Source organism: Alteromonas sp. LOR (genome assembly GCF_000753865.1).
In the GTDB taxonomy this organism is placed as follows: Bacteria; Pseudomonadota; Gammaproteobacteria; order Enterobacterales; family Alteromonadaceae; genus Alteromonas.
On sequence record NZ_JQFW01000015.1, the window covers coordinates 226541 to 253445 of the forward strand.

Sequence of the window (26905 nt, forward strand, 5' to 3'; positions counted from 1 at the left end):
ATTAGATTTTAAAAGTCGTATTTAAATGACAACCTAATTCCTGTACCGCGTGTCTCTGACCTAAGCAATGCATCGTTAAACTCTATTTCACGATCCTCACCTAAGATATTCTGAACCCGCAATGTGACAGTGCTATTAAAATCTGGATAGTACTTGTACACCATATCTAGCGAGTGGAACGGCTGCTCGTAGTTGTCGTCGAAGCCATCGATACCCGCTATAAGAATACGCTCACCAAATACGTTGTATACCAGTGACGCAGTGTGCTCACCGTTGTCTGAGTCGTAACCTAACTGCATGTTCAACACATACTGAGAGTGACCCGTCATACGTCGTTCCACATTCGTAATTGCTGCAGATACGCCGGTTTGATCCACAATACTCTGGCGATCTAAAACAATCTCAGAGTCGCTCACAGTAATGTTACCGGTAGTAAATAGATTGTCCCATATACCGTCGCCAATGAAGGCCAAGTCTTGTAGGAACTCAAACTCAACCCCGTAAACCTCACCAGATTCAGCATTTGCAATACGAATGAGCGGTGGACCATCCTGAGCCGGCGACTGAACTGACTCGATTGGCGCTTCCATATCTTTATAGAAAAGGCCTACCGATAAGTTGTTGCCTGCTTCGCGATACCACTCCCAACGTAAATCGTAGTTAATAATATCCGTAGTGCTAACACCTGGCGTACCCGCAATTGGGAAGTTCGTTAACGGGTCTAAGTAAGTTGCCGATGACACTTCACGAAGATCTGGGCGAACTACCGTTTGGCCTATGCTTGCACGTAGCTGCATATCGTCTTCAAGGAAGTAGGTTACAGCAAGCGCTGGATAAAACCCGTCTTCTTGGAACGCTAATTGTGCACGATCAGCTTCGTCACTTAAGTCAAACTGATTAGTACGCGGATCCAATGGCGCTACGACCTGACGGAAATCTTCATAACGTGCACCACCGGTGAAACGCCATTTGTTGTCGTAGAAGAAATCGGCTTCAAAATAGTAAGCATCAACTTTTTGACCTGCTACGTAATCATCGCCCGCGATTGTAGTATCACGAATAATTGGTCGACTCGATAACTCTAGAGAATCGAGAACGCTATCGCTGAAAATCTCGCCAAAGTCGTTTCCGTCTAAAATAGAACGGTTTTCAACACCTAGCGTGTTTATGTCAAAGCGACGGTTTTCAGCAGAACGTGTTTTAGTGACAAAACTCGCTCCAACCTTTAACTCAGTTTCCCAATCACCAAAGGACATCGGGTAAGTCACGTTATAACCAAAGTTCTCTAAACGATCGTGAAGGTCTTGGAACGTGTAACGGGCCGCTGTTTGAGCATCTGACAAGAAAATTTCATTTTCATCGTCAAAAATACCGTCTTGATTCACGTCTTCCATAACGAAACGCGCGTTAAAGTTACCTGGAGCATGACGTACAGAACGACCCAACGAGTATGTCCAGTCAACGCCCATAAAATTTAATTCAGGGAATGTATGCTGACCTTTTACCTGGTTGGTATAAAGTGAACGCTCTTCATACTGTATGTCGATATCGCGAATACGCAAGCCTTCTGCCTGGTTCAAGTTTTCAGTGTTACCAAACATTTCACGAATTTCATCGCGGGTATCGTTCAACACGATGAGGCTGTAATCGATGCGATGCTTTCTATCGTAGTCTACGCCCAGCGTTAAAAGCGAAGACCAGGTTACTGTTTGCTCTGTACCTTGAATATCATCAAAGAAGCGTACATTGATGATTTCATCGCCGACCAAGTCTGGGTCTTGCAACTCATATTCTTCTGATGATCGGGTCTGCGTAGAGTAACGTGACGTGGCTAAGAAACCAAAACGCCAATCATCATCGTAATCGTAGCTATCACCATAAGTGACGTTGAAGCGCATGTCAGGATCCGCTGACGTCGTTTCAAGACCGTATGCTCGGTTTGTTCCCTTAAATAGCTCTAACGCTTCTTCAGGCTCTAAATCATCTAAGAAGTTCTTTGAATCCCAACGCTCTTGAATAGCCGCTGAAGCTGCGCGTGTACCATCATCTTCACCTGTCCAATCACGACCGCCACCGGCGTAATCTAGAACATCGCCAGAGTTTTCTGTGTCGATACCAAAAGCGGCAGATACATTGAATACTCGCTGTGTAGGAATAGACTTCAAGCGAATATTAACGTTACCACCACCAAATGCCGCTGGCATTGAGGGAGAATACGATTTTTGAACCGCTAGACTCTCGATTATGCTCGATGGGAACAGATCCAGAGGTATTACGTTACGCGTCGGATCTGGACTTGGAACGATGGCACCGTTTAGCTGTGTTGATGAGTAACGTTCACCAAGACCACGCACATAGATGAATCGTCCATCTACCAATGTTAAGCCAGTTACACGACGAAGGGCCCCCGCTGCATCACTATCACCAGTGCGAGCTATTTGCTCAGCACCCATGATGTCAGCTACGAAAGCTTGATTTTTACGTTCTTCCATTACTGCCGTTGCGGTGCCCTTTAGGCGCGTTCCGGTAGCCACTACTTCTTCAATCACTTCATCTTCATCTGATTGAGCGTAGGCCATAGTCGTTGGAAACAAGATACTTGCTGCAACAGCTAAGCTGATGGGTTTTAGAAGAAACCTGTTAGCAGGTCTGTTCATGATGAACCTCTTTAAAAAGGAATACTTTTACGAATAAAAAATTCGTGTCTTACAAACTTAAAAGCAAGTGCGTCACTTTTGCAACGCACTTGCTTGTTTTTAGCTAGTGAACTAGGTCTTATTCAAGACCTACAGTCCAACCTGCAGTCCAATCGTTGTCAGCGTCTTTAACTGCACCGATAAAGTCCACAGAAGAGAAGAAGCTATCCAGTGTTGAAACGTCTGTCGCCGCTGTCGCATCTACTGTGTAGATTCCGTCAAGTACAGTTGCAGTTTCGTCTAGTAAGCTGTTACCAGTTTGAGCCGTGAACCACGCAGTTTGGTCGAAGTCACCCGAGTCACGAACGTTTTCCGCACATGCTAGTACTGATGTCTCGAAAGTTAGTTGAGGGTCGTTAGTACCGTCCATGTTAGCTAGTAGTGTAGTGTCGCCATCGCTTAGGTCAGCTTCGAAACACTCACCCATGCCTGCTGGACCTGTTACAACAAAGTTGTAAAGCTGCGCGTTAGTTTGGTCTCGAAGTAAAACACCTTCTGAGTCAGCATTAGCCGTGTCGAACTCGTTACCGATAATTGTCATATTAGCAACCATTGGGTTAGAGAACGCTAGGCCGTCACCGCCATCGCCGTCACCTTCAATGGCACGGTTAGCGTCAGAGTTATCATCTGCATGCTTAACAAGTACAAACTGTAGCTTACCTTCGTAGCCATTATCCCAATCTACAGAGTCATCTTGAATGCCTGTAAGGGTAAGGTACTTAACGTTTACTGCACCACCGAAGAACTCAACACCGTCATCTGCGTTTTTGTGTACTTGTACGTACTCAACAGTAGTACCAGAACCAACGCCGCCGAAAGTGATACCGTTTAATTCGTTATCTGGAGCTATTTCGAAACCACCGTGCATTACGCGAACATAGCGAAGTGTACCAGAGCTGTCTTCGTTGTCTGTTCCACCGAATACCGCACCTTCCTGCGCACCTTCAACTTGAAGTGCACACTCAGTACCGTCTTGAGGACACTTAGTCGATTCGCCGTTACCTAGCACGATCATACCGCCCCATTGACCTGCTTCACCCGCTTCAAGGCCACCAACAACGTGGTCACGTGAAGTAAAAGTAATTGGGCTTTCAGCAGTTCCGTTTGCATCAATTTCTGAGTCACGGCTAACTACTAGGTAATCGTTACCAGATGCACCGTAAACTGTTACACCAGGCTCAACAGTAAGTGTTGCGCTGTTTTCTTTGTCGCCACCGATGAACACTGCACCAGAAAGCGCATATAAATTGCCCTCTGTAAGTGTTAGGTCTGACGTTACCGTACCTGAGATTTCACACGTAGTCGTTTCGCCGTCTACTGGCGTGATAGTGGTTGTACCTGCAGGGCAACCAGACGCTGATTGAACCAGGTCGATGTTACCGCCACCGAATCCAAATGCCCAACCTTGACGCCAGTCAGTTTCACCAACGGCACCAACAAATGTATTTGCTTCAAAGAACGTATCTAAAAGAACAGATGCGTCGCCGCCAGCTGTAAGAAGTGCGCTTTCTGAAGTTAGCGTGCCGTCTGGGTTAAGACCAAGGTTTGCACGATCTTCAAACGCGATTAGCTGGTTACCTTCTTGTCCAGTAAACCAAGTTTCTAGGTCAACTGCACCTTCAGGTGAATTAAACGGCTCAGAACATGCTATTGCAGAGTGAGTCATTGTAAGGTCACCGTCAGAAAGGTTGGCTTGAACCGTTTCATCAGTGTCCATTTCTAAACACTCGCCCATCGCTTCGGGACCAGTGATAAGGAAGTTCATTAAGTTCGCGCCAGTTTGGTCGCGAAGTAAAAGACCTTCTGAATCAGCATCGGCTGTATCGAACGTGTTACCAATAACTGTCATGTTAGCAACCATTGGCTTAGAGAAATCTAAGCCGTCACCACCATCACCGTCACCTTCAATGGCACGGTTAGCATCAGAATTGTCAGCCGCATGCTGAACGTAAACGTACTGAATTTTACCTTTGTAGCCATTATCCCAGTCTACTGAGTCATCTTGGTTACCAGTAAGTACTAAATGCTTAGCATTTACCGCACCACCGAAAAACTCTACACCGTCGTCGGCATTGCTGTGTACCTGTACATAATCAACCTCTGTACCAGAACCTACACCACCGAACGTAATACCATTAAGCTCGTTGTCAGGTGCAATTTCGAAACCCGCATACTTAACAACAACGTATTTAAGAATACCTGAGCTGTCGGTGTCATCATTACCACCGAATACTGCACCTTCTTCTGCACCTTCTACTTGAAGCGCGCAATCAGAGCCGTCTTGAGGACACTTGGTAGAGTTACCGTTACCTAGAATAACCACACCGCCCCATTGGCCAGCACCAACTTCGTCACCAACCACGTCGTTGAACGATGTCATGATTACTGGAGCAGATGCAGTACCCTCTGCTTCGATTTTTGAATCACGACTTATTACTAGATAGTCCGCACCAGTGCGACCGAAGATAACGGTACCTTCTTCAACAGCAAGCGTTACGCTGTCGGCTTTGTCGTTACCTACAAATACAGGCCCTTCAAGCGCCCATACCGTGTCGTTTGTTAGAGTAATAACACCTTGGTCGTCTGCATCATCAGCGGTTAAACGACCAGAAAGAACGCGAACTTCAACTGTTTGACCAAATGCGTCAGAAACTTCGCCGCTAAGGAAAGAACTTGCTTCGCCAGGCGCATTGCTTACTGGGTCGGTTGTACCGCCGTCGCTGCCGCTACCATCACCAGCGTCATTATTGTTATTTGTTGTAGTTGTAACGCTGTTGTCAATATCGCCTTCGCTGATATTGATATCGCCACCACAGCCTGCTAGCACTAATGCTGTAGCAATTGCTGAAGCTTTAAAAAGTTGCTTAAGTTCCATGTGTTTCTCCAAGTGCGGTATTTTTATGGATTTTGAAAACGACGAAACTGTACCTAAGCTAAATGACACATTTGTTACATAAAAAAACTGTCATAAAAGTTTCACATAAAAAGCCTGAATTTTAGACTAATGGCTAAAAAAAGAAGAAAAACAGGAAAAATAGGGGTTTAGGGGCTTTCAGCGCTGATTTTTGTGCATGTAGAGGAACAAGTAACAACGGCTACAGATAAAAAATAAGGAGAAATATTACAGTGTCACAATTATCGAACCACGTTGCATGACACTTTAGTTACAGTCTTTATGACAAAATTTGCGCTTATTTACCCAACAGACGGCGCTGTCGCAATAACACATCTTCGCGAATGGGAAAGTATCCATCTCGGACAACTTGGTTTTGTCCTTGCTGGGATAAAATATAGCGGATAAATTCTCTTTCAAGAGTAGGCAATGGCTCACCCGGCTTTTTATTAACCACTAAATAAAGAAAACGTGCAAAGGGATAAGTCTCATCTCGCACCGTATCGATAGACAAAGGAATCAAGCTATCTAAGGTTTCACCTAAAGCAAGTGCCCTTACTCCCGCGGTCTTATAACCATAGGCTGCATAGCCAATAGCGCCGGTTCCACTTGCCACTGACAGTACTACTGATGCCGACCCCGGCTGTTCATTCACTGTATTTTTAAAATCGCCATCGCATAACGCCGTTACTTTAAACAACCCATACGTACCCGATACCGAGTTACGCCCATAAAGTCGAATTGGTGAACGATACCCACTTTCATCCACGCCTAATTGCGACCAGCGGCTAATTTGCTTTTCTGCACCACAATATAAGGTTTGAGAAAAAATGGCGTCAACGTTTTCTAACGTCATCCCTTGAAGCGGGTTTCGTCTATCCACGAAGATAGCAATAGCATCCATGGCGACTTTTAATACTGTCGGTGGATAGCCATGTACATTAATAAAGTCTCGAATTTCACTGGGCTTTAGCGCCCTACTCATTGGACCGATAGTCGCCGTGCCCTCAATAAGCGCGGGCGGTGCGGTTGATGAGCCCGATGCTTGAATTTGAAACCCCACCTGTGGATATAAGGATTTAAATTCTTGCGACCAAAACGTCATTAGGTTGGCAAGCGTATCTGACCCCACCGAGGATAGCTTTCCGGCAACTCCAGGCACTCGTTCGTAGTTGGGTATCGTCGGCTTAGTCGAAACAGCCGGCGTATTACTGCCGTTGCTTGCTGCATTGGTCAATGAATTTTGAACACTGCTGGTTTGAGTACTGCTGGTTTGAATATTGCTGACTTGAATACTGCTGGCCTGCACGGAGCTCGCAACAATTAACGCAGCTAATACGGCTATCATACTTAATGCAGAAACCCTGTTGACCAAACTCACTCTTTTCATTCAAACGCCTTCATTCACTTACCTGCATTCACACGCTTTTTTCTACACGCTTTTTTCTACACGATCTTATGAAAAACCCGTTTTCATTACCTGCGTTCACGATTGATCGGCAATAAGTTCATTGTCTAACACAAATGAAAAATGACTGCCTTGACCAATCTCACTGCTTATATCAAGAGACGAATTATGATGGCTAAGCACGTGTTTCACAATAGATAGCCCTAATCCCGAGCCACCGGTTTTTCTAGAGCGTGCTTTATCAACTCGATAGAAACGCTCGGTAAGTCGATTTAAATGAGTTGGCTCAATGCCGTCACCATTATCAATTACAGAAAATTGGGCACCGGCAGACTGGCGGCTCCAATAAACGTTAATCTCACCGCCTGGCGGCGTGTAGTGCACGGCATTAAATACCAAATTAGAACAAGCGCTACGTAATTCTGTTTCCACACCATATACAAACAAGTCATCTTCTATGTGAAATTTGATTGTATGTTGCTTTTCTTTATTAAGTGCCTGGGCTTCACGCTCTATCAGCGCAAGCATAGAGCCTATATTAACAACGTTTTCGTATACCCTTTCTGAACTGGCTTCTATTCGAGAAAGCACTAGCAGGTCTTCAATCAGGTTTTGCATTCGATGAGTTTGGGTTTCCATTTCATGCATGGCTTTTTTCATGAAGGGATTAGCATCGTCACTTTCCGGCATTATTTCTAAGTACCCGTTAATTACCGTTAACGGCGTGCGGAGTTCGTGAGACACGTTAGCCACAAAATCTTTACGCATAGCCTCTAATTGGGATACGCGGGTAATATCTCGGGCAATGAGCAGCAGATGCTCCTCACCATAAGGCATGATTCGATATTCGAAGGTTTTATTCGCGTTTGTCGGCGACGGTACTTCAATGGGGTACTTATAATTTCCCGCATGAAAGTATTGAATGAACTCTGGGTGTCTAATTAAATTATCGAGCCGACGCCCTGCGTCTTTTGGCCACTTCAACCCAAGTTCAAGTCTTGCTAATCGGTTACACCATAAAATACAGGCTTTAGAATCAACTACCACGGCAGCATCAGGCAATGCCTCCGACCCTTCCCTAAAGCGCTTTACTAGCTCACCAAGCTCTTTTCGCTTATTGCGGTTTCTGCGCTGTAAATAGTAAATCCCTTCATATATATGTTCCCACACGCCACGTACTGTGGGGGGAGACATTTTTCGGCTATGCCACAACCAGCGATTTAATTTGTACAAATGCCAGTAATTAAATAGCAGTAAAATGACAGCGCCAAAGGCCACAGCAAATACCATATCGTTAATTAACCATCCTCCAATGGCAAACGCCACCAAGAATAATAATAAACGAACCGTACTTCTGAACCATGAGAAGGGGTAATACATAGTGGAACTCGTGTTACAGAAATTTACGGACACATGGCCGATAGCTCAATGTGTCCCTAGTGTGGGGCGTTAAGACTTACCTGAAAAGCGGTATCCGGCCCCACGAACGGTTTGAATCATAGCATCATGACCATGACTCGAGATAGCTTTGCGCAATCGTCGAATATGTACATCTACGGTTCTATCTTCAACATACACATTCGTGCCCCACACATTGTCGAGCAGTAACTCTCGACTGTACACGCGCTCTGGGTGCGTCATGAAAAAATGCAGTAGCTTAAACTCTGTCGGGCCCATATCTAATGGCTCGTCGTTTGCCGTAACCCGGTGAGAAACCGGCTCAAGCTTAAGGCCATTGAACTCGATAGGCTCTTCGTTTGACGTTGGCGTTACGCGACGCATGACAGCTTTGATTCGGGCTACTAATTCTTTAGGGGAAAATGGCTTGGTAATATAGTCGTCCGCACCTGCATCTAAACCGCGAATTTTATCTTCTTCTTCGCCTCTTGCGGTAAGCATAATTACTGGGATATCTCTTGTGAACTCATGCTGCTTTAGGCTTTTGGCCAGCTGTACACCACTTCCACCAGGTAACATCCAGTCGAGCAGAATAAGATCAGGATATGGCTCACACACTTTCTCTTTGGCAATATCAAAATCTTCTGCTTCAATTACAGTGAAACTAGATTGTTCTAAAACGAATTTTAGCATTTCACGAATAGGGGCTTCATCTTCAACCACCAATATTGTGCGAGACATGTTTGTTTTCCTGGTCATTTTTAATTTTTCGCTATTATTAATGTGGTCTGTGACAGTTTTATTAAAGTCATTACAATTATGTGTCAAGTTTTGCATATATTCTACTCAGTACATAGTTTGAACACATAATCTTGTTAATTAATAGAAATTTGCATATTCTTACGAGGCAAAAGCGCATAGAGCTACACTACTCGATTTTAGACAGGGGCAAGTTTATCGATGGCTGCGGTTAAAACAGGGTTATCAAGGAAGCTCTTAACAAGAGTACTTTCAGTATATTTTGCGCTTACACTTATTGTGACGGTGGGGCAAATATTCACCGAATATCTCAGCACAAAGAACCACGTTGAAGAAGAGCTTCAAACCCTCAAAAATACGTTTTCTTCTAGCTTAACCCGTGCCATGTGGGAAATTAATGATGACCAGGTTAGAGCGATAGCTGAAGGTTTAATGTCGATCCCCATTGTAGAGGGTTTACAGGTACGTGGTGAAAACGGCAACTTTATTACCGAGCAAGGTATCCGTAAAAGTCGCTCACCTAACCCAGTAGAGCGTGAGGTGATTGAAGACCATTCCGGTGGCGTATTTAGTTACAGCTTTCCTCTGGTGTTTAAATTCGCAGGCCGAGAGTCTACCGTTGGCGATGTCACTCTATATTCTAGTTTCGACACTATATTCAGTCGAATTGAGGTAGGGGTATTTTTCCTTATTGGCAACGCCATTGTTAAAACCACCTTCCTTGTCTTTCTGTTTATGACGGCTTTTCGCACTATGCTGTCGGAACCTCTGCAAAATATTACCGAACAAATGGGAAGATTCGACCCCGAACGCCCAGAAGAGAGTAAACTTAACCTTGAAGTAAAAGACGACAACGAACTACTGCAATTAAGAGACTCATACAATGGGGTCATCGATGACTTAATTGCTTCAAATCACAAGCTAAAAAGCGCTCAAAAAGAGCTTACCGCCGCTAATACAAAGCTAGACGACCAAAACTTGGTACTCGAACAAGAGGTAGCGAAAAAGACTGCGTCGCTGTCGCAAATCATGCTAGACCTTGAGCAACAAAAAGATGAGCTTATTGCCCACCAGCGAGAGTTACGTCAAGAAAACAAGAATCGGCAGTATATTGAAAGCGAATTGCGCAAGAAGAACGATGAGCTGGCCGGCTCTATGCAAACCTTAAATCAAGCGCAGCAACAATTGGTTGAGTCAGAAAGAATGGCGTCGCTAGGCGGGCTTGTTGCCGGTATTACCCACGACATCAATACTCCTCTTGGGGTCAGTGTTACTGCAGCTAGCTTTCTACAAGAGCGACTTATTAATCTTAAGCAAGACTTTGAAGACACCAGCTTAACCAGTAAAAGTATGGCAAGTTTTATCGATGAGGCCGACCAGACTGCTAAATTGCTGCTGAACAACCTAGGCAGAGCGTCAGATTTGATTGCCAGTTTTAAACAAGTTGCCGTTGACCAAACCAGCGAGAATGAGCGCGACTTTGACCTAGGCGAATATATTGCGGAAGTACTTCAATCCCTCCAGTCGGGCTACAAGCAAACTAAACACAATATTACGGTTAATTGCCCGCCAGAATTAATAGTCACCTGCGCGCCGGGGGCCATCGCGCAAATTGTAAGCAACCTTGCTGTAAACTCCCTTAACCATGCATTTGAAGATAAAGCAGTTGGAAACATCAGTTTAAATGTTGAAGCAGTTGATGACCAAGTAGTCATGCATTTTGAAGACGATGGTAAAGGCCTCACGAAAGACGAACTTTCTCAGCTATTTGATGCCTTTTTTACCACTAAACGAGGCTCAGGAGGCAGTGGCCTAGGTACGCATATTGTGTATAACCTAGTCACTCAATCTTTAAATGGTAAGATTGATGCCCAAAGTGAGCCGGGTAAAGGCCTTCGCTACACCATAACGTTTCCAATAAGCCAACATTAGGGCGTGTTGAACTTTGCTCTACGAATGTTGGGCTAACAACACGCGCTAAGATGCACAAACCTTTTCTAACGCTTTTCATTGCAAGCCTTACTCAATTTAAAGAGAGCACTGCTAGCCGAGTATTCCTAACGGTGCATTTCCAATTGCGCGGTGACGCGTTGGTTGATACGCTTGCGCCCTAATTTTTGAATGAGATTTTCCCTTCTATGTGGTTTAAAAATATAAAAGCATTTCAATTAACACAGCCACTGTCGCTCGATGATGACGATTTAGAACGTATGCTTAACGAGCATGCTTTTAGACCTTGCGGCAGCCAAGATATGGCGACTATGGGATTTGCTTCACCCTTTTCTCAAGCTGGCAAATCGGGCACCATGTTTCACTGTGTTCAGCAGCGCTATTGGATAACGCTGAAAAAGCAGGAAAAGATTTTACCTGCAGCGGTTGTTAATGCTGAACTTGAAGAAATGGTTGCCAAGATAGAAATGGAAACTGGAGCCGCGGTTGGTAAAAAAGCCAAAACAGATTTAAAGCAAGAAATTCAAACGCGCCTGCTACCACAAGCATTCACAAAGAATAGTTATACCCATGGGTTTATTTCGCTACCGGACAACTTAGTGGTAGTGGATGCCTCATCAGATGGCAAAGCCGAGGCGTTTCTCGCTATGGTAAGAAAGGCGATTGGCTCACTGCCTGTTGTGCCATTTACCCGTCATAGCCTGCAAAGCGAGTTAACGCATTGGGTAACAGACGCGACGCCAGATAACATCGATTTGCTTGAAGAGGCAGAATTAAAATCTGCTGACGACACTGGCAGTGTCATTCGCTGTAAAAATCAGCCTCTTGATAGCGACGAAATTAGCCTGCATTTATCTGCTGGTAAACTTGTTCAAAAAGTGGCGTTTGAATATGCTGAAAGCCTATCGGCAATCATGTGTGAAGATGGTGCGGTAAAACGTATTAAATTTACCGACCGCTTTAAAGAAGAAACTGAAGACGTCCCTAAAGATCAGGTTGAAGCTCGTTTAGATGCAGAGTTCGCACTGATGTCAGCGGAAATAACCACGCTGTTAAACTTCCTTCGAGATACATTGAAGCTGAATGACAACGACCTGTAGTTTTTATTAAGCCCTGATTACCCCCAACGACGCTTATTGGGGGTAATGTATTATTGAGGGTAGTGTATTATTGCCATAAATCGAGTCTCACCTGCATCATCTCTGTAAGCATGCGCCTGATCTGCCGCTAATACGCATTGCTCCCCTGCTTTTAGCGTTTCCCACTGACCGTTTTGCATCACACTTAACACGCCAGAGATAACATGAATACGCTCAGTTACACCTGCTTGGTGAGCTGTGGAGTGTTGCTCATGGTGTTGAGATAATACCAGTTCAAACACCTCAAATGACGTCAGTGGATCAAAGGGGAATAAAGTGACAACCTGCATATTAGGGTCGGCAATCAACTCAACCTGCGGTTGCAGTACACTGGTTTCATTACTGGTTTCATTACTGGTTTCCTGGCTGCTTTCTTGGCTGTTTGCGCGTGTTGCTGCAGTGCTGCCCAAGAACGAAGAAAAAGAGCACTGTAGTCCAGTGGCTATTTTCCACAGCGTAGCAATGGTTGGACTCGACTCCCCTCTTTCTATCTGCCCTAACATGGCCTTTGATACGCCGGTTAACTGAGACGCACTATCGAGTGATAGCTTTCTTTCGCCCCTTACCCGCCGTAAATTTTGCGCCACATTATGGGTAATTTTACTTCCGCTGCCTTCCAACATACCTACCTTATTGCCAAGAAATCATTAAAACCTTTTGGCTCAGTATACGTTATTTTTGCACTTGTGCGCTATAGCGCACAAGTGCTACTCTTGCCCCACAAACTTTGTGCGCTATAACGCACAACATTTTAGTAACGGTAATCATTTTTCAAAGTGAAAACAGTAAATACTGTTCAAACAAAGGCATGGACAATGAGTGGATTTTCTTTACGGCATATTAGCGCGGGGGTTACCGCTGTCATTGTTGGCTATAGCAGTGCCGTTGTCATCGTTATTGACGTCGCGAAGCGTGCCGGCGCGTCAGACGCTATGGTGGTAAGTTGGCTACTAGCCTTAGGGCTTGGCATGGGAGTAACGTGTATTGCTTTTTCATGGTTCACTAAAGTTCCCGTGGTGACGGCATGGTCGACACCAGGTGCCGCATTTTTACTTACCACAGTAGAACAATACTCCTACAGCGACGCTATCGGCGCTTTTATCGTTTGCGCTTGTTTATCACTCATAACCGCGCAAAGCAGACTTCTGCTTAAACAAATTAGCCGCATCCCACCCGCCATCTCAAGTGCGCTCCTTGCAGGTATTTTACTGCCCCTGTGCCTCGCTATTTTTAGTGATGTGAATGAGTATCCCTACATCGTTGCGTCATTTTTAGCGGTCTATATAGCCGGAAGTCGACTTTTTCCCCAGTATTTAATGTTGGTGCTATTAATATTATCTCTCATAGTGACCGTTTTCATGCAGAGCCAGGCCAGTGATTCAGGCTTCACGTTTGTGTTAGGCGCCCCAACCCCTGTGTGGGTTACCCCCACATTGTCATGGTCTGCTGCCATCGGTTTAGGCTTACCACTATTTATCATTACAACGCTATCGCAAAACTTACCAGGCATTGCCATTCACCATATCCACGGCTACTTTCCAGACCATAAACCCATACTTTCTGGCATTGCTGTTGTACAGGGAATACTTGCCCCTTTTGGCGGTTTCACGTTTAATCTTGCCGCGATTACTGCCGCAATTTGTATGGGAAATGAGGTAGATAATGATAAGCAGCAACGTTACAAAGCTGCAATAGCTGCAGGTATTGCGTATTTGATAGTGGGCCTTTGTGCATCGGCCATTGTGTCATTATTTGTCAGCATGCCTAAGGTCATCATTCATCTATTGGCAGGGCTGGCTTTGCTAGCAACACTTCAGGGAGCATTTTCCAAAAGTATGGAAACGCAGTCTCATCGCGCACCAGCACTGTTAACACTGCTGTGTACGGCATCTGGATTCAGTTTGCTTTCGTTACCCTCTGCGGTGTGGGGGCTTGGACTTGGGCTCGGATTACTTTTTGTGCAAAAAAGGGAGGGGAAGCCTTCTTAAATTGTTCTTTTTCAGTGAACTTCAATATAAATAAAAAGCCAGCACGTAGTTGGGAATAGACAATTTCTACCACAAAAATGTGTGCTGGCTTTCTTTCAATTCAATACCTTGTAAATAAGGTGCTAAGGCCTTAAAAACATACGCTTTACATGAATATTTGTTTCGCTGAATTTGACAGCTCTGTAAACTCGTCGCTGTGCAATACGCTAATATCGTCAACCACGTTCCGCTGCATGGCTAAATTGAGTACGGCATCTTTTTGATTATCCATCGCGCCAGATAGGGCTGCGCCCACGCGAACAAAGTCAATATAGTCTACGTTTTCAGGAATAAAGCTTAGGTCTTTCCAGTGCTGTGAAACGTTAACAAAGGTCTCGCCAAATCCCCATTCTTTCATAATGCTCGCGCCCACTCGACCGGATAGTTTGTCTATCGCTACATCGAGGAACGAGGGATTGGCAAAGACTTCTGGGTGGCGCTCGGCTTCAGTTAATACAGGAAGCACACCAATATTATGAACTAATGCGGCTAGCGTCATGGTATCCAGACTCATCTCACGCTTTTTCGTTCTCGAAATGTAGAGCTGCAGCACCGCCATTGAGTTTGCAACGATATCAACGGTACGCACCCATTCTTTTTGCAAATAGCGCGTGACGATGTCATTTTTTGACACAAACAGCTGTTCCATGGCCAACGCAGTAGAAATATTTTTAATTTGGCGCAGACCAATTCGCGTAACGGCTTGGCCAATCGACGTTACTTTTACGCTACGCCCCATGTATGCACTATTCGCAATTTTAATCATGCGGGCGCCTAGTGATGGGTCTTGGCCAATAACGTCGGCCATTGCATTGAGGTTTATATCAGGATCATCAGCCGCTTTTCTTACTTTTAACGCAATTGCTGGAAGCGTAGGCAGTACAAGCGTGTCATTATTTATTTTTTCAACAAGAATAGTTGAGAGCGCGTTCTGTGTAGACATAGTTCTACCCTTAGACTTTTTATGGCTTGTTCAAGCCAATCACTTACTAAAATATTAATATCGTTTATGCAGTAAAGCGCGATTCGCTAGCGGCATAATCGATAGTTGTGCGTTCGACTTTCATTTTCAATACAGCATCCCTTCATATTTTCAGCGGGACAGGCTTTTTATAATAGTATAACTTTAACCATACTATCGCAGTGTTTCGATTTCGACCAACTAAATATACAGGCGAACAAGCCACCTATTACAGTATAGATAATAGACGAGAAAATACTTTTGATTTCAAACAACAAAGTGAATAGTAGAAGCTATTTGCCTTTGATGTAAAATCAAATTAATACGATTAATAAAACTAACGACAGACGGTAAAACAACCAATGAAAAAAATAATAAGAACAGGTCTATCTCCTGTAGCAGCGGCACTTGCCGGTGTATTTATGTTAGGCGCATGCAGCCAACCCACAGATACTAAATCAGCAAACACAGCACTTGAAGACACGGCGGACACAGAGCAGACTCTGCTAGTGGATGAGTCAAGACTGACTATTTATCACCCAGTGGACCTTACCGCCAATTTAGACCATCTCAGCGATAATCAGCATAAGATGCTATCGCTTCTCATTGATGCATCAAAAATAATGGATGAGCTATTCTGGCAACAGGCATTTTTTGGCAGCAAAGCCTCATTTTTGAGTGGGATTAAAAGTGAAGAGGTACGTCACTTCGCTTCAATTAACTACGGTCCATGGGATCGTTTAAATGGCGATACCCCCTTTATCAGTGGCTTCGATGCGAAATTCGCTGGAGCACAGTTTTACCCCCATGACATGGAAAAGGCTGAATTTGCTACCGCAGAGTTTGCTGATAAGCAGGGGCTATACTCCATGGTTAAGCGTGATGAAGCGGGAAATTTGTATTCCGTGCCTTATTCAGAAGCGTTTAAAAGTGATTTGATGGAAGCCTCTGATCTTCTTCTTGAAGCGGCCGAGCTTGCTGAAGATGAGAGTTTTAAGGCGTACTTAACATTGCGAGCAGATGCACTGTTAACCGATGACTACCTTGCCTCTGATATGGCGTGGATGGACATGAAAACCAACCCTATTGAGTTAGTGATTGGCCCCATTGAATCCTATGAGGATCAGTTATTTGGCTACCGCGCCGCGTTTGAAGCTTATGTGCTGGTGAAAGACTTAGCATGGAGCGAAAAGCTTGCTAAATATGCAGCGTTTTTACCCGAGTTACAGCAAGGATTGCCAGTAGCAAAAGCTTATAAAGCCGAAGTGCCGGGGTCTGACGCCGACCTAAATGCTTATGATGTTATTTATTATGCAGGTCACTCTAATGCGGGCAGTAAAACCATCGCCATCAATCTACCCAATGATGAACGTGTACAGTTAGAGAAAGGGACTCGTCGACTACAGCTTAAAAATGCTATGCAGGCAAAATTCGACAATATCCTCGTGCCTATAGCAGATACACTTATTGTTCCTGAGCAGCGTCAGCATATTACCTTCGACGCCTTTTTTGCCAATACCATGTTCCATGAAGTGGCTCACGGTTTAGGCATTAAGAATACCCTTGATGGTTCAAGCACCGTTCGCCAGGCGTTGAAGGAACACGCATCCGCATTAGAGGAAGGCAAAGCCGATATTTTAGGTCTCTACATGGTGCAAAGTCTTCTTGAGAAAGGTGAGATTACAGAGGGTTCACTAGAGGATTACTATGTCACCTTTATGGCCGGCATATTCCGCTCGGTTCGCTTTGGTGCAAGCTCAGCGCACGGTAAAGCAAACATGATTAGGTTTAACTTTTTTGCACAGCAAGGTGCGTTTGAGAAAACTGAAGACGGACTGTATCGTGTCAACATGCGAAAAATGGGCGCAGCCGTGGAAGCGTTATCAGAGTTAATTCTTACCCTTCAAGGTGATGGTGACTATGATGGCGTTGGTGAACTTGTCGAGACAATGGGCGTAATTAAGCCGCAACTAAACTCTGACTTAGCCCGTTTAAGCGATGCTAACATTCCAGTGGATATACACTTTAACCAAGGTAAAAAAGTGCTGGGATTACCCGAGTGAACGCAGTTTAATTTTTAATTTTTGCTTTTATAAAAAAACGCCGCGTCATTGCCAATAACGCGGCGTTTTTCATTATTTCACGGCTTTGTAGGCTGCTCGCTATTCAACGTGCTTTTTCATATCTTCTGTGTACGGAGGCCATCCTAACGGCTTCCCAGCCAGTACATGAAGGTGGATATGGTAAACCGTTTGGCCACCAAACTCGTTGCAGTTCATGACAGTTCGAAAACCTTGCTCGGCAACCCCTAAATCGCTGGCCACCTTCGCCGCTACTACCGATAAATGACCAACCACTTCCCTGTCGTCAGCTGTAATATCGTTGATTGTGGCAATGGCCTTTTTTGGAATAACAAGAAAATGGACTGGAGCTTGGGGATTAATATCCTTAAACGCCAACGCCATGTCATCTTCGTAAAGAATGTCCGCGGGGATTTCTTTATTAATAATTTTGGTAAAAATAGTGTCCGACATCCTGTTGCTCCTTTTATTTACACTGTAATCTGACGCGCCTTAAAACGTTATGCCATTCTGGCGCACTGCTTTTTTACAAAGCGAGCTCTACAAAGCCAAGCTTGACATGTCTGCCTTTCAAATTTGGCTTTTTAATCTCGCTCTCTAGCTGTTTTTTCTATTCGGGCTTTTCTGTTCAAGCTAAGCTTTTCAACCACAGGTTAAGCAAAGACAAACCATAAAAGTATTGCACCAAGCGCGAGGCGGTATATCACAAAAGGAAGCATCCCTATGCGCGCAATCCAGCTTAAAAATAGGTAAATGCAAAGGTAAGCACTCACAAAAGAGAACATAGCGCCGTACATTAATGCTTGCCAGTCCACCGCCTCGTTGGCTTCAATCAAATCGTAGGTTGCCAATAAGCCTGCCCCCAGTATCACTGGAATAGACAATAGGAAAGAAAAACGGGCGCATGCTTCACGCTTTAAGCCAAGCATCAATCCTGCGGTCATGGTTATTCCCGAACGGGACGTACCGGGTATTAAAGCTAACACTTGCGCCAAGCCAATGAATATCGCTTGTTTCATGTTAAGTGTATCAAGCTCGTGCTTTCGCTTGGCGGTCGCATCGGCGTACCACAATACCAGGCCAAAAATAATAGTTGTTGCGGCAATAACCAGCGCCGTTCGGGCGTTATCTTCAATCCAGCCCTTCATAAGAAAACCCACAATAACCGCAGGAATGGTCGCAATAATGACGTACCACGCCAGCTTACTGTCAGTGGACTGCTGTTTACTGAACCCTTGCGTACACCATGCAACCGTCATCTGCATAATTTCTTGGCGAAAATAAATCATTACGGCTAACAAGCTGCCCACATGAACCGCAACATCGAAGGCCAAACCTTGGCTTACCCAGCCAAAAAGCTCCGCCGGTAACAGTAAATGCCCCGAGCTACTAATAGGTAAAAACTCCGTTACCCCTTGGATAATAGCTAAAATTATAATTTCAAAAAGTGTCATTCCCTTGCTTAGCTCCAGGTAAAGTCAACAGGCCAAAGTCGCTGCTTCTGCTTATCGAAAGACGCCCACATGTGGGCATAGGTTTGTTGTGTTTCAGGATGAATACTATTGGGTACCAGCTCTGCCAGTGGCCATAATACAAAGGCATTGTGACAAATCTCTTCTCTTGGTAACACAACGGGTGAACGAGTCACGGTGTCATCATAGGTAAGAAGGTCTAAATCCAATGTACGAGCACAAAACTTTTTGTCGGTGTGAACCCGCCCATTATCCCGCTCAATGTTTTTCAAGGTTTCGCATACCTGTTCTATACTCAGTGAGGTATTTGCCTTAGCCACTAAATTATAAAATGGACTGCCGTTAAACCCTACCGCTTCACTTTCGTACACTGAAGACAGCGAAACGTCTTGAAAGTGCTTTTTTAACGCAATAATTGACTGTCGAGTGTAATGCTCACGCTCAATATTAGAGCCTACACTAATTAAAATGGTGTGTTGAGACATTAACTACGCTCTCGGCAAAGCTCGACTGCCACCGTTTGTGCATTGGGTAAAATATTCGGCTTTACAATTTTAACGGTGATAGCGGACACCGCAAAAGCGTCAAGTACCGATATCATTACGGCGTTACCAAAGGCTTCTAAAAGTTCAAACTCGCTACGCTGACCAACGTCAACAATACACTCTGCCACTTTTGCATAGTCAATGGTGTCGTTTACATCATCGCTTTGCATGGCTGCGTTTAGGTCTGCGGTTAGGGTTACGTCTAAAAGCAGCGCAGTTTGCTGTGTGCGCTCCCAATCGTAAACCCCAATTAACGTATTTACCGTTAATCCAGTTATATATATTTTACCCATGAATTCTTTCAACTTATGTGTTTACTGGTCTTACTACTGCGAATTGACTTACATAAATGCAGGCCAAAGGTGGTATATCGTATTTGGATGAAGTAGCGTTATGCTGATGCAAAGCTTACCGCAGTAAATGATGCACAACTATACCGCTGTATGGCAACACGGGGCAACTGAGGTTTTCATATTTAACGAAGACAAAAACGTTACATGAGACTGAGAAACCTTAGTTTGAATAATGAGGGTCGCGGCTAGCAGTTAAACACCTAATAGCGTTTTAACAATTAAAACGTTAGGAAAATGAAACGCCAATGAGTGAAAAAATAAACTAATGATTTCCTTAACAATATTAATGGTTGCCGTTGCGTATCTTTTTGGTTCGCTGTCGAGTGCGGTACTCATCAGCCGAGTATTTCTTCTTCCCGACCCAAGAACTGCAGGCTCTAAAAATCCAGGCGCCACGAATGTATACCGGCTCGGTGGACGTGTACCAGCCCTACTTGTATTGGTTATGGATATTTTAAAAGGAACCATCCCCGTTTATGGCAGTTACTTTTTAAATATTGAACCTGTGCTGTTAGGGCTAATTGCAATAGCCGCATGCCTTGGTCACATTTTCCCACTGTACTTTGGTTTTAAAGGCGGAAAGGCGGTGGCGACCGCTTTTGGTGCCATGTTGCCAATAGGTCTAGACTTGGCAGGGCTTCTCATTGTGAGCTGGGTGCTTGTGGTCTTTATCACCGGCTATTCTTCATTGGGCGCGCTTGTTGCCGTAAGCCTAGCGCCCCTTTTTACTTGGCTGGTAAAACCGCTCTATACAATTCCAGTGGCCATGTTATCCATACTCATTATTATTAGGCATAAAGACAACATTGTACGGCTTTTAAGCGGCTCTGAGAGTAAAGTGTGGGATAAAGGGTCTATCAAAGAATGACTCGCCCCCAGTGTTAATGTTTCTGCACTAATGTTTCGATGTTAGTGTTCCAGTGCTTATGTTTCAAAGTGAGTGCACTAGCCCTTGATTGAGTACTTCAAGTTTGCCATCTATGGGCGTGAACGGCGCTATACCCATTATTTTAGCAAGCGCAGGATAAACCTCTAAGTTACTGAACACCGGCAGCGTAACCCCTTTTTTGAACGCAGGGCCTGCAGCAATAAAAGTGGCGCCCATATCTGGCAGCGTATTGAGGTAGCCATGACCGCCTTTGCTGATATGACCTGTTGCATCATCAATAAAACGCGCTGGGGGTGCCACCTCTAACAGGATGTCTCCCGTTCTACTCCCCTTTTCAAATTGACGTATTTCTCGCTGAGCATCGCTAAGCACAACGAACTGTCCCTTATACTGCTCATTAGAGATAGCAGATAAGCGGTTTGTCTCTTGCAATATCACTTCTTCACTCGCGTCTTTAGGAGCGTAAATATGAACTTGTGCGCCCTCGTTTTCTACCGAGAATGTATCTGGGATAGACAGTGCTGACACGTCAATGACTTTACTGCTATCTACCGGAGTCATACCGTGATCCGATACAATGACCACATTAACGTTTATGTCTAATGCTTGAATTCGGTCATACAACTCACCCACGAGGGCATCCACTTGCACAACTGCATCTTTGGTTAAGGGCGAATAAGGCCCTTCGTCATGACCTACCGTATCGGTGAGCGAAAAGTAGCCAGTGACAAAGCGAGGTCGAGATACTTCAGGCAAACTTAACCACTGAACCATCTGGTCTATTCGCTGTTGATAGCTTGTATATTTTGAATAAGGAAAGTGATAGGTGGGAAGCGCGCCGCCAATTCGTGCATCAGACTCTGGCCAGAAAAAGGTTGCCGCTTTAAGCCCGTTTAGCTCGGCTAAATTCCACAGTGGCGTTGCCGTAATCCAGGTACTGTCTGTCTTTCCTTTGCCCATACTGTAGCGAGCATAGCCCTCTTTCGTTGGTCTTGTTTTGTCGAAAAAACGATTATTCACGATGCCATGATGTTTAGGTAATAACCCTGTTATCAACGACAGATGATTAGGAAACGTATTTGCTGGGTAAACCGGTGTCATGCTTGATGCGCGCACGCCCTCTTTGGCTATGCGAGCTAGATGAGACGCGCCGTGTAGCTCGACGTAATCGTGCCGAAAACCATCCAGTGAAATCAACACGACGTACTGAGTCTGCTGCGTGGTCTCTTCACTCGCACTTGCGGTGTGAGATAACACCAGTAACATCCATGCAGATAACACAGCGGTCATTAATTTAATCATGTTCTTATTCCTTATTGCGAACACATTAGGCGCACATCAAATAAAGATGACGCGTTCCCCGTCTTAGACGCGCGCCTGCACCTAATGCCTAAACCTAATACCCAAACCTAATACCTAAACGCTTGAGTCTATACCCAAAACCTAACACCCAAACAGCAGTATCTAAACTGCAGTGAGCGTGTCTAGCGGCCAGCGAGGCTTGGCCTGAGAGCTTAGTTCAAGGACTTCGTTTGCTTTTAATCTTTGCATTCCGGCATAGGCAATCATGGCTCCGTTGTCAGTGCAGTAAGCTAGGCTGGGGTAGAATACTTCGCCGTGTAGCTCATCCATCAATACCTTCATTTTTTGCCTCAGCATGTGATTAGCGCTGACACCACCGGCAATAACTAATCGTTTCATGCCCGTCTGTTTCAGCGCCCGCTTACATTTGATCATAAGCGTGTCCACCACAGCCTCTTGGAATGCAAATGCAATGTTAGCTTTAACTTGGTCGCTGCCATCAGATGCTCTAATTGTGTTTGCAGCAAAGGTTTTGAGGCCGCTGAAGCTAAAATCTAAACCTGGCTTGTCAGTCATAGGCCTTGGGAATTTATAATGACCGGGCTCACCCTTTTCCGCTAATTTGGCAAGCAATGGACCGCCTGGATAATCTAAACCGAGAAGTTTCGCGGTTTTATCAAACGCTTCACCAGCAGCGTCATCGACTGACTCCCCCAGTACTTCGTATTGACCAATGCCTTTTACATTCACCAACATTGAGTGGCCGCCAGAAACAAGCAACGCCACAAAAGGAAATGAAGGCGCATTGTCTTCTAACATCGGTGCTAACAAATGGCCTTCCATGTGATGCACACCAACCGCCGGTACATTCCACGCATAGGCGAGTGAGCGTCCAACGGACGAGCCCACAAGTAAAGCACCAATTAAGCCTGGCCCCTGAGTGAAGGCAACGCCGTCAATATCCTTTGATGTTGTATTTGCGTCAGTCAGCGCTTTTTCGATAAGGGGAATAATTTTGCGGACATGATCGCGAGAAGCCAACTCGGGAACGACTCCACCATAATCGGCGTGCAGCTTAACTTGGCTGTATAACTCATGAGATAATAAGCCCTGCTCGTCATCATATACTGCAATGCCGGTTTCGTCGCACGACGTCTCAATTCCTAAAATTCGCATTAAGCGCTCACCTTTTTACAACAAAAACCAATAATATTACTAGCGATCTGCGGCGATCATCTTTATGATCCGCCCGTGATTATCTTTCTAACCCGAAATTCAAAACCCAGATACGCTCTAAAAAGGCAGCGTTAGGGGGATGAAACTGGGTAGCTTATGTTTCTTAGGCGCAGAGTTTACCTGTAAACCTGCATTCATGGAATGCTAGCAAAGGAGTAAATGCACGATATTGGCTATTTTTTAGCAATTCATCCTTTACTTTCTCTGCAGAAATGATTAGAATTTCGCACCATTTTTAACCCGGGTGGCCTTTTTAGCGCACAATTTTACCCGGATATACACAGTAAAGTTTTGAGGTGAGTGTTTAAATGCCTATCGTTAAAGTTAGAGAAAACGAGCCGTTTGATGTGGCGCTGCGTCGTTTTAAGCGTTCTTGTGAAAAAGCAGGTGTTCTATCTGAAGTTCGTCGTCGTGAATTCTTCGAAAAACCTACGTGGGAACGCAAGCGCAAGAAAGCTGCCGCTAAAAAGCGTCATCTTAAGAAGCTAGCTCGTGAAAACGCACGTCGCGTAAAACTCTACTAAACTAGGGTTTAATTACGAGTACGAAAGGTGTTGCCATTGCAGCACCTTTCGCGTTTCTGAAGTATCAAAAAGATCCTTATTTGGATCTTTTTTTGTATCTGTTTGCTTTTAATATGAGGCCAAAGTACCAAGCTAAGTATAAAGAGTAGTCCTAAACCCTAGTATAAAAAGTAATGCTAAGCCTTAGTATAAAGAACCGTGCTAAGCCGCAGTGCAAAGAGCAGTACGCAGCAGCTGGCGCATATCAATTAGCCTTTTCTGATAACCAATCCGTTTTACAATCGCGCTATAATTAAACTCGTTATCGAACCATCTACATTGAACTCTATTTTTCATCCTTTTTATTTAGCGCTTATATTTCGTCCACCCATTTTTTAGACTTCTCATTGGGCCCTTTCGCTTATAAAGCTTCCATTTATCTTTCTATTGATTATCCTATTGCCCATAACGTTATATCCAACAACGACTCGCTAACAAAGGATACGGAAACTATCATGGCATTAATCGATGATTTAAAATCTGCCCAAAAAGATGCAATGCGCGCGAAAGAGAAGCTGCGTTTAGGCACTATTCGAATGGCCCTTGCGGCAATTAAGCAAAAAGAAATAGACGAACAAATCACGCTCGATGACCCTGCTGTACTCGCGGTACTCACGAAAATGGTGAAGCAGCGCCAAGACGCCGCGGCTCAGTTTGATGCAGCAGACAGAGACGACCTTGCAAGCAAGGAACGGGAAGAAATTACCTATATTGAACACTTCTTGCCTCAGCCACTTACTGATGAAGAACTCAATGGGTTAATTGATGACACCATGGCCTCAACGGGTGCATCGGGTATGCAAGATATGGGGAAAGTAATGGGCGCATTAAAACCAAAGGTACAAGGTCGCACCGATATGGGCGCACTTAGTGCAAAAATTAAAGCCCGCTTAAACGCCTAAGAATGTAAGCGCAATAGTCACCGATTCGAAAACCATTAGTAGAGAGTGCTGACTATTACCAATTGCCGCAACCAACAAACTTGGGTGCGGTAATACATTCTCATTTTTCGCTATCCCTGTTAAAGTAACCACCGTTTTATTTATACGAATCCCTCATGGCTGGAAAAATACCCCGCGACTTTATTGATGATCTTCTTTCACGTACCGATGTGGTAGAAGTGGTCGATAGCCGAGTAAAATTAAAAAAAGCAGGCAAAAACTATCAAGCTTGCTGTCCTTTTCACAACGAAAAGTCGCCCTCTTTTACTGTCAGCCAAGATAAGCAGTTTTATCACTGTTTTGGTTGTGGAGCCCACGGCAACGCCATCTCTTTTATCATGGAATTCGACCGCCTAGAGTTTGTTGAAGCCATTGAAGACCTCGCTAGATATCACGGGCTAGAAGTACCACGAGAAAAGGGCAGCCGCCCTGCCATGAGTGAGGAAAAGAAGCAGCAGCTGCAAGACGACTACACGTTAATGGAGCAGGTGACACGCTTTTTCCAACACCAGCTTCGCCAAAACGGAAACAGTAAAAAGGCAATCGATTATCTTAAAAATCGCGGTTTGAGTGGCGACATTGTTAAGCAGTGGGAAATTGGATATGCGCCTGATGGCTGGAGCGCATTGCTGGATACATTTGGAAAAAGTCCTCAACAAATAAAGCAGCTTATTGATTTGAGATTGGTTAATAAAAATGACCAGGGCCGTACCTACGATTTTTTTCGCGACCGCATTATGTTTCCTATTCGAGACAAACGAGGGCGTGTGGTTGGCTTTGGCGGACGAGTATTAGAAGACGGTGGTCCCAAATACCTTAACTCGCCAGAGACCCGTATTTTCCATAAGGGCAACGAGCTATTTGGCTTTTATTCTGCCCGTCAGCAAAACCGGCAGCTAGATACCGTTGTTGTCGTAGAAGGCTACATGGACGTCGTGGCGTTAAGCCAGTTCGATATTAATATTGCCACCGCAGCCCTAGGCACAGCCACGACCTTAGAGCATATCCAAATGCTGGTTCGCGCAACATCGCACATTGTGTGCTGTTACGATGGTGACCGTGCAGGTCGCGAAGCGGCCTGGAGAGCGCTAGAAAACGCGCTACCCGCATTAAAAGACGGCGTGCGATTATCGTTTCTATTTCTACCCGATGGTGAAGATCCAGATACCATGGTACGCCAGGTGGGCAAAGATACCTTCTTAGGCATGCTTAACGAAGCTATGCCGCTATCGCGTTTCTTTTTTGAGAACCTACTTAAGAGTCATAATGTGGGCACACCTGAAGGAAAAATAGCCCTTAAGAAAGCCGCAATGCCTCTTATCGAGTCAACGTTAGGCGCTGATCAGAAAAATATGTTGCTTGAAGAGCTAGCTAAGCACACCGGAGAATTTGACCGATTCAAGCTTCAGCAAGACATCTCAAAAGCAAACCAAGGCAGCAAAAAAGCCTACTCCCCAAATCTAACTCAGGTAAACAAACCCAAGTTATCACCCCTTCGTATGCTTATTCGCTTACTCTTAGACTCACCAAAACTGGCCGCGACTTGTGACGATGTGCAAATTGGCATTTTTACCGGTAGCGCAGCGGCGGGCATGGATTTGCTGCGCGATGTACACGCATTTTGTTTGGCTAACCCAGAGGCTAAAACCAGTCAGCTTGTTGAAAACTTCCGCGACCATCCCCATTCTTCTACTATCGCAAAACTATTGTTGCAAGAGCACTTAGTTAAAGATGAAGACGCAGAACGGGTCTATAATGATAGTTTTACGCGTTTACTTGATGCTCATCTTGAAAGCCGAATAGAGACATTACTATCGCGCTCTCGAGTGCAATCACTAAGTAGAGCAGAGAAAGAAGAATTAACGCTGTTAATGAAAGAACGGCAAAATAGTTAGGGCGTATTGAACGTCGCTGCAAAAATGCACAGCGAAAATCAACATACCCTGTAAGTTTCAATTGCAAATGATTGCTGTTTAAAAAATCAGCCAGTAATCTGGTAAAACCACTGGTTTTTCTGTTATACTGACTAATTCGCTGTGTTCAATCGCAATGCATACAGAGCATTTAATGCTTGGCTGCTATGTGAACGAAAAAACAGCAATGTGAGTAAACAATATATAGCCGATAACACGGGCAAAACCAAACTCGGGCGGATGCGCATCGCACACATAAGCGTCGCATTGGGCACAAACGGCATTGATACGAACATCAGTACTCCAGCAGATAAGATGGAACATACGCCAGCGTATGGTGTCTTGTCTATTGCAAACTAATTGAATGTGAGAAGTGTAG

General features: G+C 44.7%; 22 protein-coding genes. 9 read left to right on the forward strand and 13 right to left on the reverse strand.

The window, feature by feature from the left end; genetic code table 11:
- Positions 1 to 8: 8 nt before the first annotated feature.
- From JV36_RS0106360 to phoB, 5 genes are all read right to left on the reverse strand, one after another.
- A complete protein-coding gene (locus JV36_RS0106360) occupies positions 9 to 2657 on the reverse strand; it encodes a TonB-dependent receptor domain-containing protein (protein ID WP_032095736.1) in 2649 nt (882 codons plus the stop codon).
- Between the two features lie 118 nt (positions 2658 to 2775).
- Complete coding sequence (locus JV36_RS0106365) at positions 2776 to 5571, reverse strand: hypothetical protein (protein ID WP_032095735.1); 2796 nt, start codon at positions 5569 to 5571, stop codon at positions 2776 to 2778.
- A gap of 316 nt (positions 5572 to 5887) precedes the next feature.
- Positions 5888 to 6979 (reverse strand): PstS family phosphate ABC transporter substrate-binding protein, encoded by a 1092-nt coding sequence (locus tag JV36_RS0106370; protein ID WP_235207790.1) that lies wholly within the window; start codon positions 6977 to 6979, stop codon positions 5888 to 5890.
- Positions 6980 to 7075: 96 nt separating this feature from the next.
- Entirely contained in the window at positions 7076 to 8377 is a 1302-nt protein-coding gene (gene phoR / locus JV36_RS0106375) for a phosphate regulon sensor histidine kinase PhoR (RefSeq protein ID WP_032095734.1), read from the reverse strand.
- A gap of 69 nt (positions 8378 to 8446) precedes the next feature.
- Complete coding sequence (gene phoB / locus JV36_RS0106380; RefSeq protein WP_032095733.1) at positions 8447 to 9136, reverse strand: phosphate regulon transcriptional regulator PhoB; 690 nt, start codon at positions 9134 to 9136, stop codon at positions 8447 to 8449.
- Positions 9137 to 9355: 219 nt separating this feature from the next.
- Between phoB and JV36_RS0106385 the strand changes: the two genes are divergently transcribed.
- Both JV36_RS0106385 and rdgC read left to right on the forward strand, forming a co-directional pair.
- Positions 9356 to 11086, forward strand: a complete 1731-nt coding sequence (locus JV36_RS0106385; protein ID WP_032095732.1) for a sensor histidine kinase — start codon at positions 9356 to 9358, stop codon at positions 11084 to 11086.
- A 206-nt stretch (positions 11087 to 11292) separates the two neighbouring features.
- The gene (gene rdgC / locus JV36_RS0106390; RefSeq protein ID WP_032095731.1) at positions 11293 to 12204 is read left to right on the forward strand and encodes a recombination-associated protein RdgC; all 912 of its coding nucleotides are present in this window, start codon (positions 11293 to 11295) and stop codon (positions 12202 to 12204) included.
- A gap of 50 nt (positions 12205 to 12254) precedes the next feature.
- Here rdgC and JV36_RS0106395 read toward each other — a convergent pair whose 3' ends face one another.
- A complete protein-coding gene (locus JV36_RS0106395; RefSeq protein ID WP_052010132.1) occupies positions 12255 to 12866 on the reverse strand; it encodes a helix-turn-helix domain-containing protein in 612 nt (203 codons plus the stop codon).
- Positions 12867 to 13058: 192 nt separating this feature from the next.
- Here JV36_RS0106395 and JV36_RS0106400 point away from each other — a divergent pair, with 192 nt between their 5' ends.
- Positions 13059 to 14231, forward strand: coding sequence for a benzoate/H(+) symporter BenE family transporter (locus JV36_RS0106400; RefSeq protein WP_032095730.1), 1173 nt, complete (start codon positions 13059 to 13061; stop codon positions 14229 to 14231).
- A gap of 145 nt (positions 14232 to 14376) precedes the next feature.
- Here the strand turns inward: JV36_RS0106400 and JV36_RS0106405 are convergent, their stop codons facing one another.
- Complete coding sequence (locus JV36_RS0106405; protein ID WP_032095729.1) at positions 14377 to 15213, reverse strand: HDOD domain-containing protein; 837 nt, start codon at positions 15211 to 15213, stop codon at positions 14377 to 14379.
- Positions 15214 to 15593: 380 nt separating this feature from the next.
- Between JV36_RS0106405 and JV36_RS0106410 the strand changes: the two genes are divergently transcribed.
- Positions 15594 to 17294 carry a dipeptidyl-peptidase 3 family protein gene (locus JV36_RS0106410; protein ID WP_032095728.1) on the forward strand — a complete coding sequence of 567 codons (1701 nt, stop codon included), beginning with the start codon at positions 15594 to 15596 and terminating at the stop codon, positions 17292 to 17294.
- Between the two features lie 99 nt (positions 17295 to 17393).
- Here the strand turns inward: JV36_RS0106410 and JV36_RS0106415 are convergent, their stop codons facing one another.
- From JV36_RS0106415 to folB, 4 genes are all read right to left on the reverse strand, one after another.
- The gene (locus JV36_RS0106415; RefSeq protein ID WP_032095727.1) at positions 17394 to 17765 is read right to left on the reverse strand and encodes a histidine triad nucleotide-binding protein; all 372 of its coding nucleotides are present in this window, start codon (positions 17763 to 17765) and stop codon (positions 17394 to 17396) included.
- Positions 17766 to 17965: 200 nt separating this feature from the next.
- Positions 17966 to 18766, reverse strand: coding sequence for an undecaprenyl-diphosphate phosphatase (locus JV36_RS0106420; protein ID WP_032095726.1), 801 nt, complete (start codon positions 18764 to 18766; stop codon positions 17966 to 17968).
- A gap of 8 nt (positions 18767 to 18774) precedes the next feature.
- Entirely contained in the window at positions 18775 to 19269 is a 495-nt protein-coding gene (gene folK, locus JV36_RS0106425; RefSeq protein ID WP_032095725.1) for a 2-amino-4-hydroxy-6-hydroxymethyldihydropteridine diphosphokinase, read from the reverse strand.
- Positions 19269 to 19622 carry a dihydroneopterin aldolase gene (gene folB / locus JV36_RS0106430; protein ID WP_032095724.1) on the reverse strand — a complete coding sequence of 118 codons (354 nt, stop codon included), beginning with the start codon at positions 19620 to 19622 and terminating at the stop codon, positions 19269 to 19271. The genes folK and folB overlap by 1 nt, the downstream gene beginning before the upstream one ends.
- Positions 19623 to 19947: 325 nt before the next feature.
- Here folB and plsY point away from each other — a divergent pair, with 325 nt between their 5' ends.
- Entirely contained in the window at positions 19948 to 20550 is a 603-nt protein-coding gene (gene plsY, locus JV36_RS0106435; protein WP_032095723.1) for a glycerol-3-phosphate 1-O-acyltransferase PlsY, read from the forward strand.
- A gap of 63 nt (positions 20551 to 20613) precedes the next feature.
- On the opposite strand, the gene JV36_RS0106440 is transcribed toward plsY, so the two are convergent.
- Together JV36_RS0106440 and tsaD are read right to left on the reverse strand one after the other, a co-directional pair.
- Positions 20614 to 21873, reverse strand: coding sequence for an alkaline phosphatase family protein (locus JV36_RS0106440; protein WP_032095722.1), 1260 nt, complete (start codon positions 21871 to 21873; stop codon positions 20614 to 20616).
- A 162-nt stretch (positions 21874 to 22035) separates the two neighbouring features.
- Positions 22036 to 23049 carry a tRNA (adenosine(37)-N6)-threonylcarbamoyltransferase complex transferase subunit TsaD gene (tsaD, locus tag JV36_RS0106445; protein WP_032095721.1) on the reverse strand — a complete coding sequence of 338 codons (1014 nt, stop codon included), beginning with the start codon at positions 23047 to 23049 and terminating at the stop codon, positions 22036 to 22038.
- A gap of 368 nt (positions 23050 to 23417) precedes the next feature.
- Between tsaD and rpsU the strand changes: the two genes are divergently transcribed.
- The 4 genes from rpsU (at position 23418) to JV36_RS19690 (ending at position 26886) form a co-directional block, all read left to right on the forward strand.
- Complete coding sequence (gene rpsU / locus JV36_RS0106450; protein ID WP_012517258.1) at positions 23418 to 23633, forward strand: 30S ribosomal protein S21; 216 nt, start codon at positions 23418 to 23420, stop codon at positions 23631 to 23633.
- A gap of 494 nt (positions 23634 to 24127) precedes the next feature.
- Positions 24128 to 24574, forward strand: a complete 447-nt coding sequence (locus tag JV36_RS0106455; protein ID WP_032095720.1) for a GatB/YqeY domain-containing protein — start codon at positions 24128 to 24130, stop codon at positions 24572 to 24574.
- Positions 24575 to 24729: 155 nt separating this feature from the next.
- Positions 24730 to 26508, forward strand: a complete 1779-nt coding sequence (gene dnaG / locus JV36_RS0106460) for a DNA primase (RefSeq protein WP_032095719.1) — start codon at positions 24730 to 24732, stop codon at positions 26506 to 26508.
- A gap of 207 nt (positions 26509 to 26715) precedes the next feature.
- The gene (locus JV36_RS19690) at positions 26716 to 26886 is read left to right on the forward strand and encodes a hypothetical protein (protein WP_160173352.1); all 171 of its coding nucleotides are present in this window, start codon (positions 26716 to 26718) and stop codon (positions 26884 to 26886) included.
- The last annotated feature ends 19 nt before the right edge of the window (positions 26887 to 26905 follow it).

What these genes read in the sequence shown, in the direction of transcription:
- JV36_RS0106360 (WP_032095736.1), bottom strand. Translation starts at nt 2,657, where the DNA reads ATGAACAGACCTGCTAACAGGTTTCTTCTAAAACCCATCAGCTTAGCT.
- JV36_RS0106365 (WP_032095735.1), bottom strand. Translation starts at nt 5,571, where the DNA reads ATGGAACTTAAGCAACTTTTTAAAGCTTCAGCAATTGCTACAGCATTA.
- JV36_RS0106370 (WP_235207790.1), bottom strand. Translation starts at nt 6,979, where the DNA reads ATGAAAAGAGTGAGTTTGGTCAACAGGGTTTCTGCATTAAGTATGATA.
- phoR (WP_032095734.1), bottom strand. Translation starts at nt 8,377, where the DNA reads ATGTATTACCCCTTCTCATGGTTCAGAAGTACGGTTCGTTTATTATTA.
- phoB (WP_032095733.1), bottom strand. Translation starts at nt 9,136, where the DNA reads ATGTCTCGCACAATATTGGTGGTTGAAGATGAAGCCCCTATTCGTGAA.
- JV36_RS0106385 (WP_032095732.1), top strand. Translation starts at nt 9,356, where the DNA reads ATGGCTGCGGTTAAAACAGGGTTATCAAGGAAGCTCTTAACAAGAGTA.
- rdgC (WP_032095731.1), top strand. Translation starts at nt 11,293, where the DNA reads ATGTGGTTTAAAAATATAAAAGCATTTCAATTAACACAGCCACTGTCG.
- JV36_RS0106395 (WP_052010132.1), bottom strand. Translation starts at nt 12,866, where the DNA reads ATGTTGGAAGGCAGCGGAAGTAAAATTACCCATAATGTGGCGCAAAAT.
- JV36_RS0106400 (WP_032095730.1), top strand. Translation starts at nt 13,059, where the DNA reads ATGAGTGGATTTTCTTTACGGCATATTAGCGCGGGGGTTACCGCTGTC.
- JV36_RS0106405 (WP_032095729.1), bottom strand. Translation starts at nt 15,213, where the DNA reads ATGTCTACACAGAACGCGCTCTCAACTATTCTTGTTGAAAAAATAAAT.
- JV36_RS0106410 (WP_032095728.1), top strand. Translation starts at nt 15,594, where the DNA reads ATGAAAAAAATAATAAGAACAGGTCTATCTCCTGTAGCAGCGGCACTT.
- JV36_RS0106415 (WP_032095727.1), bottom strand. Translation starts at nt 17,765, where the DNA reads ATGTCGGACACTATTTTTACCAAAATTATTAATAAAGAAATCCCCGCG.
- JV36_RS0106420 (WP_032095726.1), bottom strand. Translation starts at nt 18,766, where the DNA reads ATGACACTTTTTGAAATTATAATTTTAGCTATTATCCAAGGGGTAACG.
- folK (WP_032095725.1), bottom strand. Translation starts at nt 19,269, where the DNA reads ATGTCTCAACACACCATTTTAATTAGTGTAGGCTCTAATATTGAGCGT.
- folB (WP_032095724.1), bottom strand. Translation starts at nt 19,622, where the DNA reads ATGGGTAAAATATATATAACTGGATTAACGGTAAATACGTTAATTGGG.
- plsY (WP_032095723.1), top strand. Translation starts at nt 19,948, where the DNA reads ATGATTTCCTTAACAATATTAATGGTTGCCGTTGCGTATCTTTTTGGT.
- JV36_RS0106440 (WP_032095722.1), bottom strand. Translation starts at nt 21,873, where the DNA reads ATGATTAAATTAATGACCGCTGTGTTATCTGCATGGATGTTACTGGTG.
- tsaD (WP_032095721.1), bottom strand. Translation starts at nt 23,049, where the DNA reads ATGCGAATTTTAGGAATTGAGACGTCGTGCGACGAAACCGGCATTGCA.
- rpsU (WP_012517258.1), top strand. Translation starts at nt 23,418, where the DNA reads ATGCCTATCGTTAAAGTTAGAGAAAACGAGCCGTTTGATGTGGCGCTG.
- JV36_RS0106455 (WP_032095720.1), top strand. Translation starts at nt 24,128, where the DNA reads ATGGCATTAATCGATGATTTAAAATCTGCCCAAAAAGATGCAATGCGC.
- dnaG (WP_032095719.1), top strand. Translation starts at nt 24,730, where the DNA reads ATGGCTGGAAAAATACCCCGCGACTTTATTGATGATCTTCTTTCACGT.